Raw genomic sequence first — 15,817 nt, forward strand, 5'->3', positions numbered from 1 at the left:
CTCCAGGTGGAATTGTAAATGTTTTAAATCACAAAAAAGAATTCATAGGAAAAGGATACATAAATCTAAAATCCATGATAACTGTCAGATTATTGACCAGAGATATTAATGAAGAAATAGATGAAGAGTTTTTTCGAAGAAGAATTAAAAGAGCATGGGAATACAGAAAAAAAGTTATGGACAATTTAAACTCCTGCAGAGTTGTATTTGCAGAAGCAGATTTTTTACCCGCTTTAATCGTGGACAAATTTGGTGACTATCTTGTTTTGCAAACTCTTGCATTAGGCATAGACAAATATAAAAATACAATAGTAAAGCTCCTTGTTGAAATATTAAATCCCAAAGGCATTTATGAAAGAAATGATGTAAATGTAAGAGAATTAGAAGGGCTTCCACAGCAAAAAGGATATTTGTGCGGCAAGTTTGACACAATGCAACAATTTGAAGAAAATGGAATAAAATTTTGGGTAGACATTGAAAATGGCCAAAAGACTGGGTATTTTTTAGATCAAAAAGAAAACAGAAAAGCAATTCAAAATTACGTTAAAGATGCAGAAGTTCTAGACTGTTTCAGCCATACAGGCTCATTTACAGTACATGCCCTGCACTATGGTGCAAAAAGAGTTGAGACAGTCGACATCTCTGAGGAAGCCATTGAAATCGCAAAAAAGAATGTAGAACTCAATGGTTATCAAGAAAGATGTAATTTCGTATGTGACAACGCCTTTGACCTATTAAGAAGATATGACAAAGAAAGCAGAAAGTTTGATACTGTAATACTAGATCCCCCTGCCTTTACAAAAAGCAAAGAAACTGTAAAAGACGCATTAAGGGGATACAAGGAAATAAATTTAAGAGCATTAAAAATTCTAAGAGAAGGAGGCTTTCTCATCACCTGCTCTTGTTCACAGCACATAAAACCAGATATGTTTTTAGGTGTCATTAAAGAGGCAGCCAATGATGCTAAAAGAAATGTAAGACTTGTAGAACAACGTACTCAATCAAAAGACCATCCAATATTATTAGCCTCTGAAGAAACTCAATACTTAAAGTGCCTAATTCTACAAGTCTTATAAAAAAGAACACTTTCCCTATTTTTATCATATTGTGTAATAGTGAAAGTGTATAAATGAGGTGAAAAAATGGAGAGGCAACAATTAGGCTCCAGGCTTCTATACGAGGGTACCGTCGGATACGATGTCCTTCAGCTTCAAATGATTCTTCAAAGTTTAGGCTATGACCCTGGTCCAATAGACGGCATTTTTGGACCAAGGACCAAAAACGCTGTTATGAAATTTCAAAGGGACAATGGCCTTAAAGTTGACGGAATTGTAGGACCTGAAACAATGAGAGTTATAAATATGCTTATACCTTAAAATTTCCTGCTTCCCGGCTTTACAAGAGGAATGCCTTCTTTGCAAAGGGGACATTCCTCTCTTTCAAATGCTTCAACATACAAGCTTACCACAGACTTAAAAGGAACTTCAAAATTTACCTTTCCGTCACTTCTATCAACTATGCTTCCAACTCCTATTACATTACCTTTTAAAGAATTGACTAACTCTATAACTTCTTTTACGGAGCCCCCTGTTGTCACTACATCTTCTACTACAAGCACATTTTCTCCTTCTTTGATTTCAAATCCTCTTCTTAGCTTCATCATTCCTTCTTCTCTTTCTGCAAAAAGAGCTTTTGCTCCAACTTGACGAGCAACTTCATAGGCCAATATAATTCCTCCAATTGCAGGCCCTATTACAACATCTATTTCGTGGCCTTTAAATTTTAATGCCAATTCTTTACTAAAAATTTCGCTGTATTTAGGATATTGAAATATTTTCGCACACTGCAAATAGGTATTGCTGTGTTTTCCTGATGTCAATAAAAAATGTCCTTTGTTAATTACTCCTAACTTGCTAAAAATCTCTAAGACTTCTTCTTTTTCCATTTTCTCATCCCCTTTAATCAACCTTTAAAGAACCTATAATCTCATTTATGTCTTCTATATTGTTTAAAACCATATATTGTTTTATTCCCTCAATAACCTCAATTGTGCAATTGGGATTTACAAAATTACAAGTGCCAATTGCCACTGCCTTCGCCCCCGCAATCATAAATTCTAATGCATCTTTAAATGAACTTATACCGCCCATACCTATAACAGGAATTTTCACGGCTCTCGCTGCCTCATGCACCATCCTAAGGGCAATAGGCTTTATAGCAGGTCCAGACAAACCCGCAATCACGTTCTTAAAAACAGGGGTTCTTGTATCAATATTTATAGCCATTCCTGCAATTGTATTAATTAAAGATACAGCATCTGCTCCTCCATCTTCTGCTGCTTTAGCACAAACCCCAATATCCGTCACATTTGGTGTTAATTTTACAATAACAGTTTTTTGTGTAACTTTTTTTACTTCTTTTGTTATATTAAATATATCCTCAGGATTTATTCCAAAAGCCATACCACCTTTTTTTACATTTGGACAGGAGACATTTATTTCAATTCCATCAACACCATCTATATCAAGCTTCTTTGCCATGTAAGCAAATTCCTCAATGGTTTCTCCTGCAATATTTACTATTACAGCAACATCATAATCTCTTAAAAAAGGCAGCTCTTTCTCAATGAAAGCATCTACACCCGGATTTTGAAGCCCTACACTGTTTAGCATTCCACAAGGAGTTTCATAAACTCGTGGAGGTGGATTACCTTCTTTAGGTTTTATTGTAAGTCCTTTTACAACTATCGCTCCTAATTTATTTAAATCAATATATTCTCCGTACTCTCTTCCAAACCCAAAAGTACCTGAAGCTGTCATCACCGGATTTTTTAACTTAAGTCCCCCAACTTCAACTTGTAAATTCAAAATTCCACCTCCTCTGCCCAAAAGACGGGACCATCTTTGCACACTCTTTTGTACTCAAAACCACCATCTTTTTTCACTTTACAAGCGCATACAAGACAAGCTCCTATGCCACAAGCCATCCTTTCTTCTACAGATATTTGACAAGGAATGTTATTTTTCAAAGAAATCTCTTTAAGAGCTTTTAGCATAGGCTTTGGTCCACAGCCATATATTATGTCAATCTTATCAATTATATCCTCAATTCCTTGTGTCACCATTCCTTTTTTCCCAAAACTTCCGTCCTCTGTCGTGACAATAACTTTTCCTAAATTTTTAAACTCCTCCACAAGAAAAATTTCTCTTTTAAATCCCAACGCAATATACAAATTTTTTGCTTTGATTTTTTTAGCAAGGTATAGAAGGGGAGGAATGCCTATTCCCCCTCCTACTATTAACACATTTTTGTCCTCATATAGTTCAAAACCATGTCCGTGAGGACCTGTTACTTCAATTGTGTCTCCTTTTTTCATTTCGAATAAATTTTTAGTACCTTCCCCTTTAACCTGATATACAATTGTCATTGATTTGTCATCAGCAGAGCATACGCTTATAGGCCTTTTTAGAAAAGTCTTGCCTTTGCAGTCTACCATTACAAATTGGCCTGGAGAGGGTATTCCCCCCTTCCACTCAAATACCAATTTATAAATGCCACTGGCTATCTTTTCATTAGACAATATCCTGGTCTCCATTTTTCACCTCAACAAGCGATGTATTTTCTTTTAACAAGGCCATTGTTAATCATGCCTGTCATAAGAATTACTTCTGCTCTCGCCGCTTGTGCATACTCATATTCAGAATATACATCTTTCCAGTAAGGACTTTGATATGCATAGATAACGCTACGTGAAGAATTTATTATCGCGCCAAGTCCATTCTCATCAAAACAATCCATTATATCTTCAACAGTCCCCCCTTGTGCCCCATAGCCTGGCACTAGAAAGAAACAATTTGGCATTTCCTTTCTTAGCACTTTTGCCTCCTCTGGATATGTTGCCCCCACTACTGCACCTATAGAACTATAGCCATACTTCCCAACTGCTGACTTTGAAATTTTATTTATTATTTTAGCAACTCGTTGATATACGTATTCTCCTGTTGCAGTTTTTATATCCTGTATATCTTTAGAACCTTTATTTGAAGTCTTGACAAGTGCAAATATACCCTTATCGTATTTAATCGCATCTTCTACATAAGGCATTATAGTGTCTTCACCCATATAGGGATTTACAGTAATCGCATCAAACAACTGGTTTTGCAAATATGCTTTTGAATACATTTTTGCAACCTCTTGTATATCTCCTCTTTTAACATCCGCTATTACCATAAGCCCTAAATTTTTAGCGTATTCAGCAGTTTTGAAAAAAGCTTTAAATCCTTCTATCCCATAAACTTCATAAAAAGCAACTTGGATTTTGACCGCAGGCACAACATCGTAGACTGCATCTATTATACCTTTATTAAAAAGGTATAAAGCTTCAGATATGCCTTCAATATTTTCTCCTTTTCTCTTAAAAGCAACGTCTTTTATAAATTGTGGAGTTTTTTCAATTCTGGGGTCAAGCCCCACTACAACAGGGCTTTTCTTAGCTTTTATACTCTCAATTAAATTATCAATAAACATCTACACCATCCTCTTATTGAAAATTTATTCATTTTATCGCATAAATATTCCTTTATTAATTATACCTCAATTTTTTCAATTTTTCTATCCCTTGCATATTTTATTTGACCTTCAACTATTGTGTATTCCACAACTCCTTTTAGCTTCATACCATGGAAAGGTGTGTTTTTTCCTTTTGATTTAAATTTATCTTTGTCAACTACATACTCTTCATAAGGGTCTACAATCACAATATCCGCTGTCTTGCCAACCTTTATTCCACTGGATATACCCAATATATTTGCAGGATTTATGCTCATGTAATTGACTAACTCCTTTATGGTTATTTTACCTGTCTGTACAAGGAAAGTATTTATCACGGAAAAGGCTGTTTCTAAGCCTGATATTCCAAAAGCAGCCATGTCGTAAGGCACTTTTTTGTCATCCTTAGTGTGAGGGGCATGGTCTGTCGCGATTGCATCTATTGTGCCATCTTTCAATCCTTCTATTAATGCTTCTATATCCTCTCTTGTCCTTAAGGGTGGATAAGCTTTTGTGTTTGTATCGTAATTGTAGACTGCTTCATCTGTCAAGGTAAGATTGTGAGGAGTCACTTCAGCAGTTATTTTCACTCCCTTTTCTTTCGCTTCTCTTATAAGTTCGACACTTCCCTTTGTTGAGATATGTGCGATGTGAATCCTTACACCGGTTGACTTTGCAAGTATAATATTTCTTGCAAGCATGACTTCTTCTGCTTCTCTTGGTATGCCTTTTAATCCTATCATTGTGGAAATTACTCCGCTATTCATTACACCTTCGCCACTTAATGTTTTGTCTTCACAGTGAGTTATCATGAGTAAGTCATACATTTTTCCATATGTCATTATCCTCTTCATAAGCCCTGCACTCATTATTGGAAAACCGTCATCAGATAAGGCAACAGCCCCTGCTTTTTTAAGTTTTGCCATCTCGGTTATCTCTTCACCTTTCATTCCCTTTGTCATAGCTCCTATAGGTAGTACTTTTACAACTCCTTCTCTTTGCGCAATGCTTTTTACATATTCTACTACTATTTCATTGTCTATAGTAGGATTTGTATTTGGCATGCAGGCAACAGTAGTGTAACCTCCTGCTGCTGCAGCCTCTGTACCTGTTTTAATAGTCTCTTTCTCTTCAAATCCCGGCTGCCTTAAATGTGTGTGCATATCCACAAAACCTGGGAGTACATATTTGCCTGCCGCATCAATTACTACTGCATCCGAAATTTCTATATTTTTATCTATCGCCTTTATTATTCCATAGTTTATTAATATATCCGCTTTAACTTCACTTCCAAACCCATCTATTACAGTACCGTTTTTTATAATCATCCTCATTTTAATTTCTCCTTTCACAAAGTATTTTTAAAAGTGCCATCCTGACAGCGACACCATTCGTTACCTGTTCTTCTATGACAGAATACTCAGCATTTGCTGCTTCTGAAGTAACTTCAATATTTCTGTTTATAGGTCCTGGATGCATCAATATCGCATCGGCTTTTGCAAGTTTCATTCTCTCTTTATTTATCCCAAAATATTCTCTGTATTCGTCAATTGATGGGAATAGTCCACTTTTTTGCCTTTCCAATTGAATTCTTAGTCCCATCACTACATCCGCATCCTTTATAGCTTCTTCTACATTGTAGTAAGCTTTAACTCCCATCTTTTCTATTTGTGGTGGCATCAAGGTGGAAGGGCCTGCAACTCTCACTTCCGCCCCCATCTTTTTAAGTCCCCATATATTTGACCGTGCAACTCTGCTGTGCATAATGTCTCCTATTATCGCCACTTTTAATCCTTCAAAGCTTTTTTTCTTTTCTCTGATTGTCATCATGTCCAACAAGGCTTGGGTGGGATGTTCATTTATACCATCTCCTGCGTTTATGATAGAGGCATCTGTGTATTTTGCCATAAGATGCGGCGCTCCACTCATGTTGTGCCTTGTTATTATCACATCCGCCTTCATCATCTCAACAGTCCTTATGGTGTCTATTAAAGACTCCCCTTTAGCAACACTGCTGGTTGCCACTTCTATATTTCCGTAATGAGCGCCTAAATACTTTGCTGCCATCTCAAAAGATAGTCTTGTCCTCGTGCTAGGTTCGAAAAAAATCGTCACAACTGTCTTTCCCTTTAGTATCTGTGAATATTTTTCTCCATTTAGAATTTTTTTCATCTCCTTTGCAATGTCTAAAAGTTCAAGTATTTCTTCTTTCGATAAATCCTTAATGCCTAATAGGTCTTTTCTATCCACATTACCTTCCTCCTTTTGAAAAAAGAGTAGTCACCACATCACGATAATGTGAAATGGTACTACTCTTTTTGTATAAAATATTATCTTCTGTTAAAATTAGGGTTTTAAATTTTGGCATAAAAAATCCTCCCTTTTTAGAGTTTAATACTCCGGGAGAATATCTATCATTCTCCCTTTTTAGCCTCGCTGGGCTAAATTAAAGGTGCTACTTTTCAGTTATTACCACTCTGTTGACTTTGTCTACTTCCTCCAACATCACATTTACTATTTCATTTTTTGATGTTGGAACATTTTTACCCACATAATCTGGCTTTATAGGCAATTCCCTGTGCCCTCTGTCTATTAATTCTGCCAGCTGTATCGCTTTAGGTCTTCCTAAGTCGATAATTGCATCCATAGCAGCCCTTATAGTCCTTCCTGTGTATATCACGTCATCCACTAACACCACTATTTTACCTACCACATCCACACCTATATCTTTTTTCTTGACTACAGGCTGTTCAAGGTCTGTGGTAAGGTCATCACGGTATAGGGTGATATCCAATGACCCTACTGGAGGCTTTTTTCCTTCAATTCGCGATATATACCTTGCTATTCTTTCTGCTAAAGGCACTCCTCTTGTCTTAATGCCTACCAAAACCACATCTTCAATGCCTTTATTCCTTTCCACAATCTCATGGGCTATTCTTATCAAGGCTCTGTCTATGGCTTTTTCATCCATTATCTCTGCTTTTATCTTCAACTTCCTAACCTCCACAAAAAAGCTTCTTGCACTGGCAAGAAGCTTTTTATGCTACATATAATTATGCCAACCTTGCCAGCCTCACAGGACTGCTTAAAAGACTTCGTTTTCTATATATTATCACATTCTTTTCAACTTGTCTATAGGGAATATTTAAAAAAATAAAAATTGTGCTAAGATGTTAGTATTGACACCAATATTAAAAGAAGGATGTGACAAAATGGAAGTAGGAAAAGTACCTGTAGAAATACTCAAAAGAAGTGTTTTCCCTTATCTTGGCGTTAAAAGAAAAGAAGTTTTAGTCCACTCCCAATTAGGAGAAGACAGTAGCATAATCGATTTCGGCGAATACGTGGCGGTCCTTTCAACAGATCCCATAACAGCAGCAGACAAATTAAGTGGCTTTTTATCTGTCATAATATCCTGTAATGACTTGGCTTCTTGTGGTGCAAAGCCAATTGGAATATTATCAACTATAGTGCTTCCTGAAGGTACTGAAGAAGCTATTTTACATGGCATCATGAAAGAAATAGATAGAGCAGCAAAAAAATTAGGCATTGAAGTTTTAGGAGGCCACACAGAAATAACCTCTACAGTAAACAAGCCTATTATAAGCACAACAGCAATTGGCATGGCTAAAAAAGGTGAGTACATAACCACAAAAGGCGCAAAAATAGGCGATGATGTCATAGTTACAAAAGCTTTAGGCCTTGAAGGCACAGCAATTTTAACAACTGACTATGAAGATTTGCTGCTAAAGCGCTACGATAAAGATTTTATCTTAAAAGCACAAAGTTTTATAAACGAAATAAGTGTCATAGAAGAAGGACTTACTGCAACACAAAATGGTGCAAATGCAATGCACGATATAACAGAAGGAGGAATATTAGGAGCAGCTTATGAAATTGCAGAAGCCTCTGGCCTTGGCATTAAAATATATGAAGAAAAATTGCCAATACGCCCTGAGACAAAAGAAATTTGCCGTTTTTTTGGCATAAACCCTTTAAAGCTCATATCCAGCGGTTCAATGATAATTACTGCCAGTGATGGAGATAAAATAGTCAAATCTCTATCCGAAAAAGGAATACAAGCTACAATAATAGGTAAAATTATAAAAGAAGGAAAATATTTAATAACATCAAAAGGAAAAGAAGAAATAATTCCACCAGAGCGAGATGAAATATACTTAGTAAATAAAGAGAGGATTCTTTTATAATTCTATCTCAGGGTGTAAACAAACTTTTTATGATATGTTGGCATTTTGCATAAGTGAAGCGACTTGACAGCCCGGCACTCAACCGAAAATGTTAAAAAAGGAGAATAAGAGAAAGGACCAGCCCGTTCAGTTGAGTGCCAGGAAACTTAGCGAGACCGAGGAGCGAAAGTGGGGCCAAAGCCAAGGAGGGCGGAGGCGGGCACCTGAGACAAGGAGGTCGAATGTGCCCGGAACCCCGCTTGAGCCTGAGGTCGAGCGCTAGTTTAGTCGGCGATGTCACCTGGAGCGAACGATGCAAAATGCCAACAAAAAATTAGAATTTTATCAATAAAGCGAGATAGGATTTCCTTGTAATCCTATCTCTATTTGTTTCTCAAAATTTCAATCAACCTCACAAAATACTCAGGAAGTGGAGCTTCAAATTCCATATACACTCCTTTTGTAGGATGCATAAATCCTAAAACATGTGAATGCAATGCCTGCCCTTCCAACTTAAACTTTTGCTTTTTAAAGCCATATACTGGGTCCCCTACAACAGGATGACCAATATAAGCCATATGCACTCTTATCTGATGAGTCCTACCTGTCTTTATAACCGCCTCTACTAATGTATTTTCTTTAAACCGCTCCAAAACTTTGTACAATGTAAGAGCATATCTTCCATCCTCTATTACAGCCATCTTTTTTCTGTCAACAGGGTGCCTTCCTATAAGAGCCTCAATTTTCCCCTCTTCATGTTTTATAACTCCCTCTACAATAGCAACATATTTTTTAAAAACACTTCTCTCTTTTATTTGATTAGAAAGACTTATATGCGCCTTATCATTTTTAGCAACAACCATCACACCAGAGGTATCCTTATCAAGCCTGTGAACTATACCCGGCCTTAAAATGCCGTTAATTCCCGATAAATTTTTGCAGTGGTAAAGAAGTGCATTAACAAGTGTACCGCTGTAATTACCCGGCGCCGGATGCACTACCATTCCCTGGGGCTTATTTATCACAATTATATCATCGTCTTCATAAAGAATATCCAAAGGTATATTTTCTGGCAGTACATCAATTTTCTCTGCCTCTGGGATATTTACAACAACCTCATCATTCTCTTTTACCTTATAACTGGGCTTTACCGTTTTACCATTTACAAAAACAAGCTCATCCACAATCAATTTTTTAATATAAGACCTTGTGTAATCTAACTCTGCCGCAAGAAAAACGTCTATTCTCTTTCCCTCATCCTCTTTTTCTCCTTGCAAAACTATCTTATCTACTACGTTCATCCCATCACGCCTTCTCCATAAAAATCATAAGATATCCTAATATAATAGCTCCTATAACTATAAAAGAATCTGCAACATTAAAAACCGCAGGGAAAAATTTAAAGTCAATAAAATCCACAACATACCCCAGCCTCACTCTGTCAATTAGGTTTCCAATAGCACCACCTAAAATCATAGCAAGTGTATAATTATACACACTATTTTCCGGCAATTTAATCATAGAATAAATCAACACAGCTCCTACAATTACTGTTATCACTATAAAAAAAAGAGTCTTATTCTGCAGCATCCCAAATGCCGCACCTTTATTTTCTACATAAGTAAGATGAAGAAAATTCTTTATAACCGGATAGCTCCATATAGGCATAAGATATTTTACTGCAAGGTATTTTGTCACTTGGTCAAGCAAAACTACAAACGCTACAATAATTATCTCCAAAGTCAATTCCTCCTATGTATTCATTTGTTTTTGTAACCATATTGCTGTACGAATATATTATACAAAATAAAACATTTTAAAGCTATAGGTTTAAAATATAGTGCTCATAAGATATAATGAAATTATGGAGGAATATATACAAAATTGCATTAATTCCTCTGCAGAAATTTAATATAAATTCAGGAGTGATAATTATGGAATTCCCAATAAAACATAATATTTACACATATTCCGATTATCTTAAATTGGAAGATGGTGAAAGAGTAGAATTAATTGAGGGTAACTTTGTCGCTATGTCACCTTCACCTTCAAGAATTCATCAAAAAATAATTACAGAAGTTTCAAGGGTTATAGGGAATTTTATTAAAGAAAAAAATTTAGAATGTGAAGTTTATGTGGCACCCTTTGACGTAAGATTAATAGACAAAGATGAAACTGAAGAAAATTGTAAAAATGTTGTTCAACCTGATATTTCCGTGATATGTGATAAAAGTAAATTAGACGATAAAGGCTTAAAAGGTGCACCCGACTTTATAATCGAAGTCGTTTCACCCTCAAATGTTTCTATTGATTACGTTAAAAAACTCTATTTATATGAAAAATTTAAAGTGAAGGAATACTGGATAGTAAATCCTGTTTCAAAAAATATATTTGTCTACAAATTGGATGAAAAGGGTCAATATTCAGAACCCGAAAAATATACAATAGAAGATACTATAAAAGTTAATATTTTTAAAAAATTAGAGATAAATATCGCAAAACTTATTAAATAGCTTTGAAAGGTTTTTCCTTTAGAACTTGAGAAGTATACATAAAGTTTTTACGGTATTCTTAACCTTCCATCTCATTTAAAATTTCAGCCACATCCAAAAAATTACTATCCTCCACATAAATCTTTTGAAATTGCTTTAACGCCTTTTCTTTTTGCCCCAGTTTCCTATAAACTGTACCCAACAAATCCAGCTCACTTTCAATTATACCTCCTCTAAATTACGGATCCAGTTAAAAAATATCTTCTATCGCTTTAAAAATTTCCTATACATCGGCATTACTTCTTCCAATTTTAAATGAATTATTGCTGTATTTCTCTTCTTATCCTCTTTATAATTGCATTAGGTCTTTTTGAAAATTCTTCTATAGGTATTTTATCTCGTAAAATATCATCTTTATAAATATAATAATAACCCTCATTTATAAATATCGTTAAATTCCCTATTTTAAAGCCTGTTATTTTTGTATTTTCGTCAATCATTTTACTATTAATATTGACTTTTAAAAATTCTTCTTGATGCTCATACAACCTCTTAAGTTCCAAATAAAGTCTATAGTCTTCTTTTGTTTTTATACAAAGTTCTGATACGTTTTTTGCATTCTTAAGAAGAAACAAATTAGTATATATACGATTTGTAACTCCAAAAGGACCACAAGTAATAGGTATTTCAAGCTTTTTCCATTTTTCTATTTCAAATTTTACATATAACTCATCAGAATCCTTTGGTATTTCTTTTATATCTTTCCTTTTTACTATTTCAAAACCTTTTATCCTACCATAATAGTGTATCCCCGCTTCTTTATCAAATTTTTTGATTGACTGGTATATCGCAACATATTTAAACTTGATACCGCTAGACTTAATATTTTTATAAGGTATATGATAAAAATTATATTTGAGATTTATCTCAAGCTGTTCTTTACTTGACAACGGAGCAACAAGTACTTCTTTATCATCAAACTTTACTTGATCAAGGTATTCATATGTACCACCTTGGAAAACTGAATCTTCAAAAGCTGATTCGAAAGAGTTATTTATAAGGTCATCTATGAGTTTCTCAACAAGCTTAGTAGAACCAGGTAAAAATGGCAGTCCTCCCACATTAACTTTTTCAATACTTTTATAAAAATGATGTTCTTTATATTTTTCTTCGTCAGAATATGGAAACAATATAAAAGCCCCGAAAACCATTTTCTCAAAATTTTTATTATTTTTATTTTCATACACAATGGCATCACGGTATCTATGCATAGTGTTTATATCCTCTTCTTCTGGACCTGGAGAACGATATTTATTATAATAATCTGTATCAACAACTGCAGGATTTATTTTGTATTTTGCATCAAGTACATATTTAAATATAGTATTTGATCCAACTTTACTCAACGATAATATACTATCAGGCATTTGAGGTGTAGTTGGGATATTATCATATCTAAATTTCTTATTGTACACTAGGGAATATATCTCCCCATTTTTTGGATTTTGATATTCAACACGAGTCTCCTCGCCTTTTGTCAAAGTAACAGTAAGTCCTCGATTATTAAATTTAATAATACCTTGCTTTACAAGACTATATTTTTCTCTCAATATTGAATTAAGTTTGATAAAACACCAATATTCATATAATATAGCCAAATCTTTCATAGATATTTTAAAAATGTATTCCCTTATCATAAGTCCCTTTAAAAGCATAATATAATATTTATAAACATCCTTGTATCCTGGCGCCATATTAAGCACAAGGGAAAGTGAATTCATAGTATATATATCTCCAACATCTTTCAAAAAACTGTAATTTAAATGCCTTCCAAGCTTATATATCATCGCTTCAATGCTTTTTTTAATATTTTCATCAACAATACTTGATTCTTTTTCATAATTTTTCTTAACTAAATTAAGCTTTTTTATTATAGATTTTATAATGTATTTTACCAATCTGTTTTCATATGTATCATAGGTAATAGAACTCTTTACAGAGAAAACTTTGTCAACTATTATTTCCCCATTAATGTTCTTCACATATTGAGGATGCTTGTTAATCCATTTTATTCCCTCTCTGTCAACCCTTTTTGCAGTATAATATTTGAGTATTTCCCTATCTTTTTTTAATACATGATGGGGCATATTTAGCACAATCATGATCGATTTATTTAACTTATCAAACACTTGATTTATAATCGCAAAAAATTCAGTGAGGCTGTTTCCTACCTTGTTTTTAGTCATGCTATAAAAGTATGTCCTTTTATAAAAATCAAATGTAAGATTGTATAATTCATTGTTAATATCTTGTAAAAGAGCATAATAATCCTTTTGATAGTCAATTTTAGAAGGAAAAACCTCAATAGTTACCTTTAGATATTCTCGATTATTCACTAGCATAATAAGCTCTGAATATCCAATATCATTTTTAAAATTAATAATACCTGATAATACTCTTTTGGAAGCACCTACAAAACGTACTTTGTTTCTGATATTTATATTCTCATGCCAAAATAATACATCATCATCTGTTTTTTTCTCAATCACAATTTCATAATTCTGTTGTTCATAAAAAAGAGGATAACTATCCCCCGTATATGGCACCATTTTATTCTCTATTGGAGAATAAATTTCTGCAGTATATTCTGTACACGAGATATATATTTTTGCCTTTATGTTTTTATTAATATCTAAAGCACCAACATTAGGATGATAGGGATTGCTTTTTATTGAAAAATCAAATTTCGGAGTAGATATATAAAGCAGGTCAACATCAGAGCCAGTATGACGTAAATCCATCTTCTTCATATCTCCTTACCATATAAATAATTTTTTCTGCTGACCTTGGATATACACAATTATCCATATCTTTAAGCATCTTATCACTAACATCCATATCCTCATATTCATACTTGGCTTCATAATTGCCAGAACATATTTTAAATAATTCGATAAGTATTTTCTTTATACTGATACTGCTTCCGTGTATCCTGGGCAAAATCTTTTGCAATATTTCTAAATCCAACGCTTCATCAAAATCCATTAAACCATTTAACTCATTGTATATCATATAAAAACTTATTTCATCTCTCACCCTATAACCAAAATGCAAATTTCCTTCTCTTAGAACATCATTAATTTTTTTTAAAACCAAAATCACATCATCAATAATTTCCCTATAATCAAGACAATCATTTAATGTTAGAAATTCACTCTTCAAAAAACTATTGTTTAATACTTTTTCAGTAATTTCTTCGATATCTCCAACAAAATAATCGAGGTTTACATCAGAAAACTCAATAACATTTGCTCTATCAAGCACTTTTTTGCTAAAGGGAAACGTAGTCTCATCCATATTAACAGTGCCAATGAAATATAAATTTTCAGGTATGTACAAATTGCCATATTCATGGAAAGAATCCTCATCTAACAGTTCTTTGTTCAAAAGGGGATCTGTAACAATTCTATCGCCATCCTTTTTTCGTGACTCTATAATTGAAAGAATATCGCTGAAATAATACTCTACACGTGCAAGGTTCATTTCATCCAATACAAAAAAGTAAGGTTTATTTATATCGTTTATAGCCCTTTTTATAAAATTTGTTAAAACTCCAGGATGAAATTTATTATGCATATCTTTGTAACCTAATAATTCCGTAGAATCTGACCAGTCAGGTCTTACAGGTACCAACATAAATCGTCCATTCTTGGTATTGCAACCTATAGCCTCCGCAAAAAGTCTTGCAAGTTTGCTTTTCCCTGTACCTGAAATACCAGCAAGAATTAAAAATGGCTTTGACTTCAAAGATAAATAAAAATTTTCTATTAACTTATCATTGTAGCTAAACCCCTGATTTTTTATGTAACTTTTTATGTAATCAAGTTCATCTTTGACATTATAACTAGTATCGTTGTCAGGTATATAATCTTCCTCATTTTCATATATTTGATCCTTATCTTCACCGCTTAAAACAGAAACGTTTTTATAAATATTTATCAAATCATGAAGGTCATTTTTTAATGTTTCATCATCTGGTAAATCATCATTCTCATATTTTTTATAAAATATTGTCCCTTTTTCATAAAATTCATTGCCAATTGGTAAATTATTATCTGTATTCCATCCCTTTGCCTCTATTTTACTCCTTATTTTTGAAGCAAGAGATAACATTTTTTCAATGGCCCCAAATTTGCCATATTTATCTTTTAACTTAGTATAGCCTTGATTCAAAGTTAAATATAGCCTTTTCATATCAGAAGAAAATAGATAAACAATATATACCCCTTCCATTGTAGTTTGTGTAATATTTTTGTCCATAATAGCAACCCAAGGAATTTCTGCCCAGTTACCTTGACCATTAGAGCCTTTAATAAAATATTCATCACCTATAAAATCAAATTTTTGTATCTCCTGAGGTATTTCTTTTCGTAATATATCTCCTATTCTATTTCCTTTAAACGGCTGTGAGGTTCTAGCTTTTATATAATTATCCATAACCTCTTTAAAAAGAGTCTTTAGTGACATTTTTATCTTACCTTTCTCAAAAATATAAATTTCTCTAGTTATTATTCAAAATATCCCATTTTT

General features: G+C 33.7%; 16 protein-coding genes (1 of these 16 only partly in view). 4 read left to right on the forward strand and 12 right to left on the reverse strand.

The genetic code is table 11. The annotated features are described in order from the left end of the window. Window positions 1–1,076 carry the 3' portion of a class I SAM-dependent rRNA methyltransferase gene (locus THEWI_RS07370; RefSeq protein WP_041589214.1) on the forward strand. Its footprint begins 100 nt before the window's first position, so only the last 1,076 of its 1,176 coding nucleotides appear in the window; its start codon lies beyond the left edge, outside the window; the stop codon is at window positions 1,074–1,076. Between the two features lie 66 nt (window positions 1,077–1,142). Further along, window positions 1,143–1,376, forward strand: a complete 234-nt coding sequence (locus tag THEWI_RS07375) for a peptidoglycan-binding domain-containing protein (protein WP_014062971.1) — start codon at window positions 1,143–1,145, stop codon at window positions 1,374–1,376. Here THEWI_RS07375 and pyrE read toward each other — a convergent pair. The 7 genes from pyrE to pyrR all read right to left on the reverse strand — a co-directional run bounded on the left by pyrE (window position 1,373) and on the right by pyrR (window position 7,540). Then, window positions 1,373–1,945, reverse strand: coding sequence for an orotate phosphoribosyltransferase (gene pyrE, locus THEWI_RS07380; RefSeq protein ID WP_039931432.1), 573 nt, complete (start codon window positions 1,943–1,945; stop codon window positions 1,373–1,375). The genes THEWI_RS07375 and pyrE overlap by 4 nt on opposite strands. Before the next feature lie 13 nt (window positions 1,946–1,958). Next, a complete protein-coding gene (locus tag THEWI_RS07385) occupies window positions 1,959–2,867 on the reverse strand; it encodes a dihydroorotate dehydrogenase (protein WP_014062972.1) in 909 nt (302 codons plus the stop codon). Next, window positions 2,864–3,595: a dihydroorotate dehydrogenase electron transfer subunit gene (locus THEWI_RS07390; protein WP_014062973.1), complete on the reverse strand. Its 732-nt coding sequence runs from the start codon at window positions 3,593–3,595 to the stop codon at window positions 2,864–2,866. Before THEWI_RS07390 ends, THEWI_RS07385 begins: the two co-directional genes overlap by 4 nt. Window positions 3,596–3,603: 8 nt before the next feature. Beyond that, window positions 3,604–4,527 carry an orotidine-5'-phosphate decarboxylase gene (gene pyrF, locus THEWI_RS07395; protein WP_014062974.1) on the reverse strand — a complete coding sequence of 308 codons (924 nt, stop codon included), beginning with the start codon at window positions 4,525–4,527 and terminating at the stop codon, window positions 3,604–3,606. Between the two features lie 59 nt (window positions 4,528–4,586). After that, window positions 4,587–5,882, reverse strand: a complete 1,296-nt coding sequence (locus tag THEWI_RS07400; RefSeq protein WP_014062975.1) for a dihydroorotase — start codon at window positions 5,880–5,882, stop codon at window positions 4,587–4,589. A 1-nt stretch (window position 5,883) separates the two neighbouring features. Then, on the reverse strand, window positions 5,884–6,798 hold the full coding sequence (locus THEWI_RS07405) for an aspartate carbamoyltransferase catalytic subunit (RefSeq protein WP_014062976.1): 915 nt from the start codon (window positions 6,796–6,798) through the stop codon (window positions 5,884–5,886). Between the two features lie 205 nt (window positions 6,799–7,003). Next, window positions 7,004–7,540, reverse strand: a complete 537-nt coding sequence (gene pyrR, locus THEWI_RS07410; protein WP_004401205.1) for a bifunctional pyr operon transcriptional regulator/uracil phosphoribosyltransferase PyrR — start codon at window positions 7,538–7,540, stop codon at window positions 7,004–7,006. A gap of 220 nt (window positions 7,541–7,760) precedes the next feature. Here pyrR and THEWI_RS07415 point away from each other — a divergent pair, with 220 nt between their 5' ends. Beyond that, window positions 7,761–8,756, forward strand: a complete 996-nt coding sequence (locus THEWI_RS07415) for an AIR synthase family protein (RefSeq protein WP_014062977.1) — start codon at window positions 7,761–7,763, stop codon at window positions 8,754–8,756. Between the two features lie 362 nt (window positions 8,757–9,118). On the opposite strand, the gene THEWI_RS07420 is transcribed toward THEWI_RS07415, so the two are convergent. Both THEWI_RS07420 and lspA read right to left on the reverse strand, forming a co-directional pair. Beyond that, complete coding sequence (locus THEWI_RS07420) at window positions 9,119–10,036, reverse strand: RluA family pseudouridine synthase (protein WP_014062978.1); 918 nt, start codon at window positions 10,034–10,036, stop codon at window positions 9,119–9,121. A gap of 4 nt (window positions 10,037–10,040) precedes the next feature. Further along, a complete protein-coding gene (gene lspA / locus THEWI_RS07425; RefSeq protein WP_014062979.1) occupies window positions 10,041–10,475 on the reverse strand; it encodes a signal peptidase II in 435 nt (144 codons plus the stop codon). A gap of 194 nt (window positions 10,476–10,669) precedes the next feature. Here lspA and THEWI_RS07430 point away from each other — a divergent pair, with 194 nt between their 5' ends. Continuing rightward, a complete protein-coding gene (locus THEWI_RS07430; protein WP_014062980.1) occupies window positions 10,670–11,248 on the forward strand; it encodes a Uma2 family endonuclease in 579 nt (192 codons plus the stop codon). A gap of 58 nt (window positions 11,249–11,306) precedes the next feature. On the opposite strand, the gene THEWI_RS15265 is transcribed toward THEWI_RS07430, so the two are convergent. From THEWI_RS15265 to THEWI_RS07440, 3 genes are all read right to left on the reverse strand, one after another. Beyond that, the gene (locus THEWI_RS15265) at window positions 11,307–11,429 is read right to left on the reverse strand and encodes a hypothetical protein (protein WP_279625585.1); all 123 of its coding nucleotides are present in this window, start codon (window positions 11,427–11,429) and stop codon (window positions 11,307–11,309) included. A 118-nt stretch (window positions 11,430–11,547) separates the two neighbouring features. Then, complete coding sequence (locus THEWI_RS07435; RefSeq protein WP_014062981.1) at window positions 11,548–14,028, reverse strand: DUF2357 domain-containing protein; 2,481 nt, start codon at window positions 14,026–14,028, stop codon at window positions 11,548–11,550. Beyond that, window positions 14,003–15,754 (reverse strand): MrcB family domain-containing protein, encoded by a 1,752-nt coding sequence (locus tag THEWI_RS07440; protein WP_014062982.1) that lies wholly within the window; start codon window positions 15,752–15,754, stop codon window positions 14,003–14,005. Before THEWI_RS07440 ends, THEWI_RS07435 begins: the two co-directional genes overlap by 26 nt. Window positions 15,755–15,817 lie beyond the last annotated feature (63 nt).

It is taken from the genome of Thermoanaerobacter wiegelii Rt8.B1 (assembly GCF_000147695.2).
GTDB lineage: Bacteria > Bacillota > Thermoanaerobacteria > Thermoanaerobacterales > Thermoanaerobacteraceae > Thermoanaerobacter > Thermoanaerobacter ethanolicus.

Bases quoted from the DNA above. Each gene is read 5' to 3' on its own strand.
- THEWI_RS07375 (WP_014062971.1), top strand. From the start codon at position 1,143: ATGGAGAGGCAACAATTAGGCTCCAGGCTTCTATACGAGGGTACCGTC.
- pyrE (WP_039931432.1), bottom strand. From the start codon at position 1,945: ATGGAAAAAGAAGAAGTCTTAGAGATTTTTAGCAAGTTAGGAGTAATT.
- THEWI_RS07390 (WP_014062973.1), bottom strand. From the start codon at position 3,595: ATGGAGACCAGGATATTGTCTAATGAAAAGATAGCCAGTGGCATTTAT.
- pyrF (WP_014062974.1), bottom strand. From the start codon at position 4,527: ATGTTTATTGATAATTTAATTGAGAGTATAAAAGCTAAGAAAAGCCCT.
- THEWI_RS07400 (WP_014062975.1), bottom strand. From the start codon at position 5,882: ATGAGGATGATTATAAAAAACGGTACTGTAATAGATGGGTTTGGAAGT.
- THEWI_RS07415 (WP_014062977.1), top strand. From the start codon at position 7,761: ATGGAAGTAGGAAAAGTACCTGTAGAAATACTCAAAAGAAGTGTTTTC.
- THEWI_RS07420 (WP_014062978.1), bottom strand. From the start codon at position 10,036: ATGAACGTAGTAGATAAGATAGTTTTGCAAGGAGAAAAAGAGGATGAG.
- THEWI_RS07430 (WP_014062980.1), top strand. From the start codon at position 10,670: ATGGAATTCCCAATAAAACATAATATTTACACATATTCCGATTATCTT.
- THEWI_RS07435 (WP_014062981.1), bottom strand. From the start codon at position 14,028: ATGGATTTACGTCATACTGGCTCTGATGTTGACCTGCTTTATATATCT.
- THEWI_RS07440 (WP_014062982.1), bottom strand. From the start codon at position 15,754: ATGTCACTAAAGACTCTTTTTAAAGAGGTTATGGATAATTATATAAAA.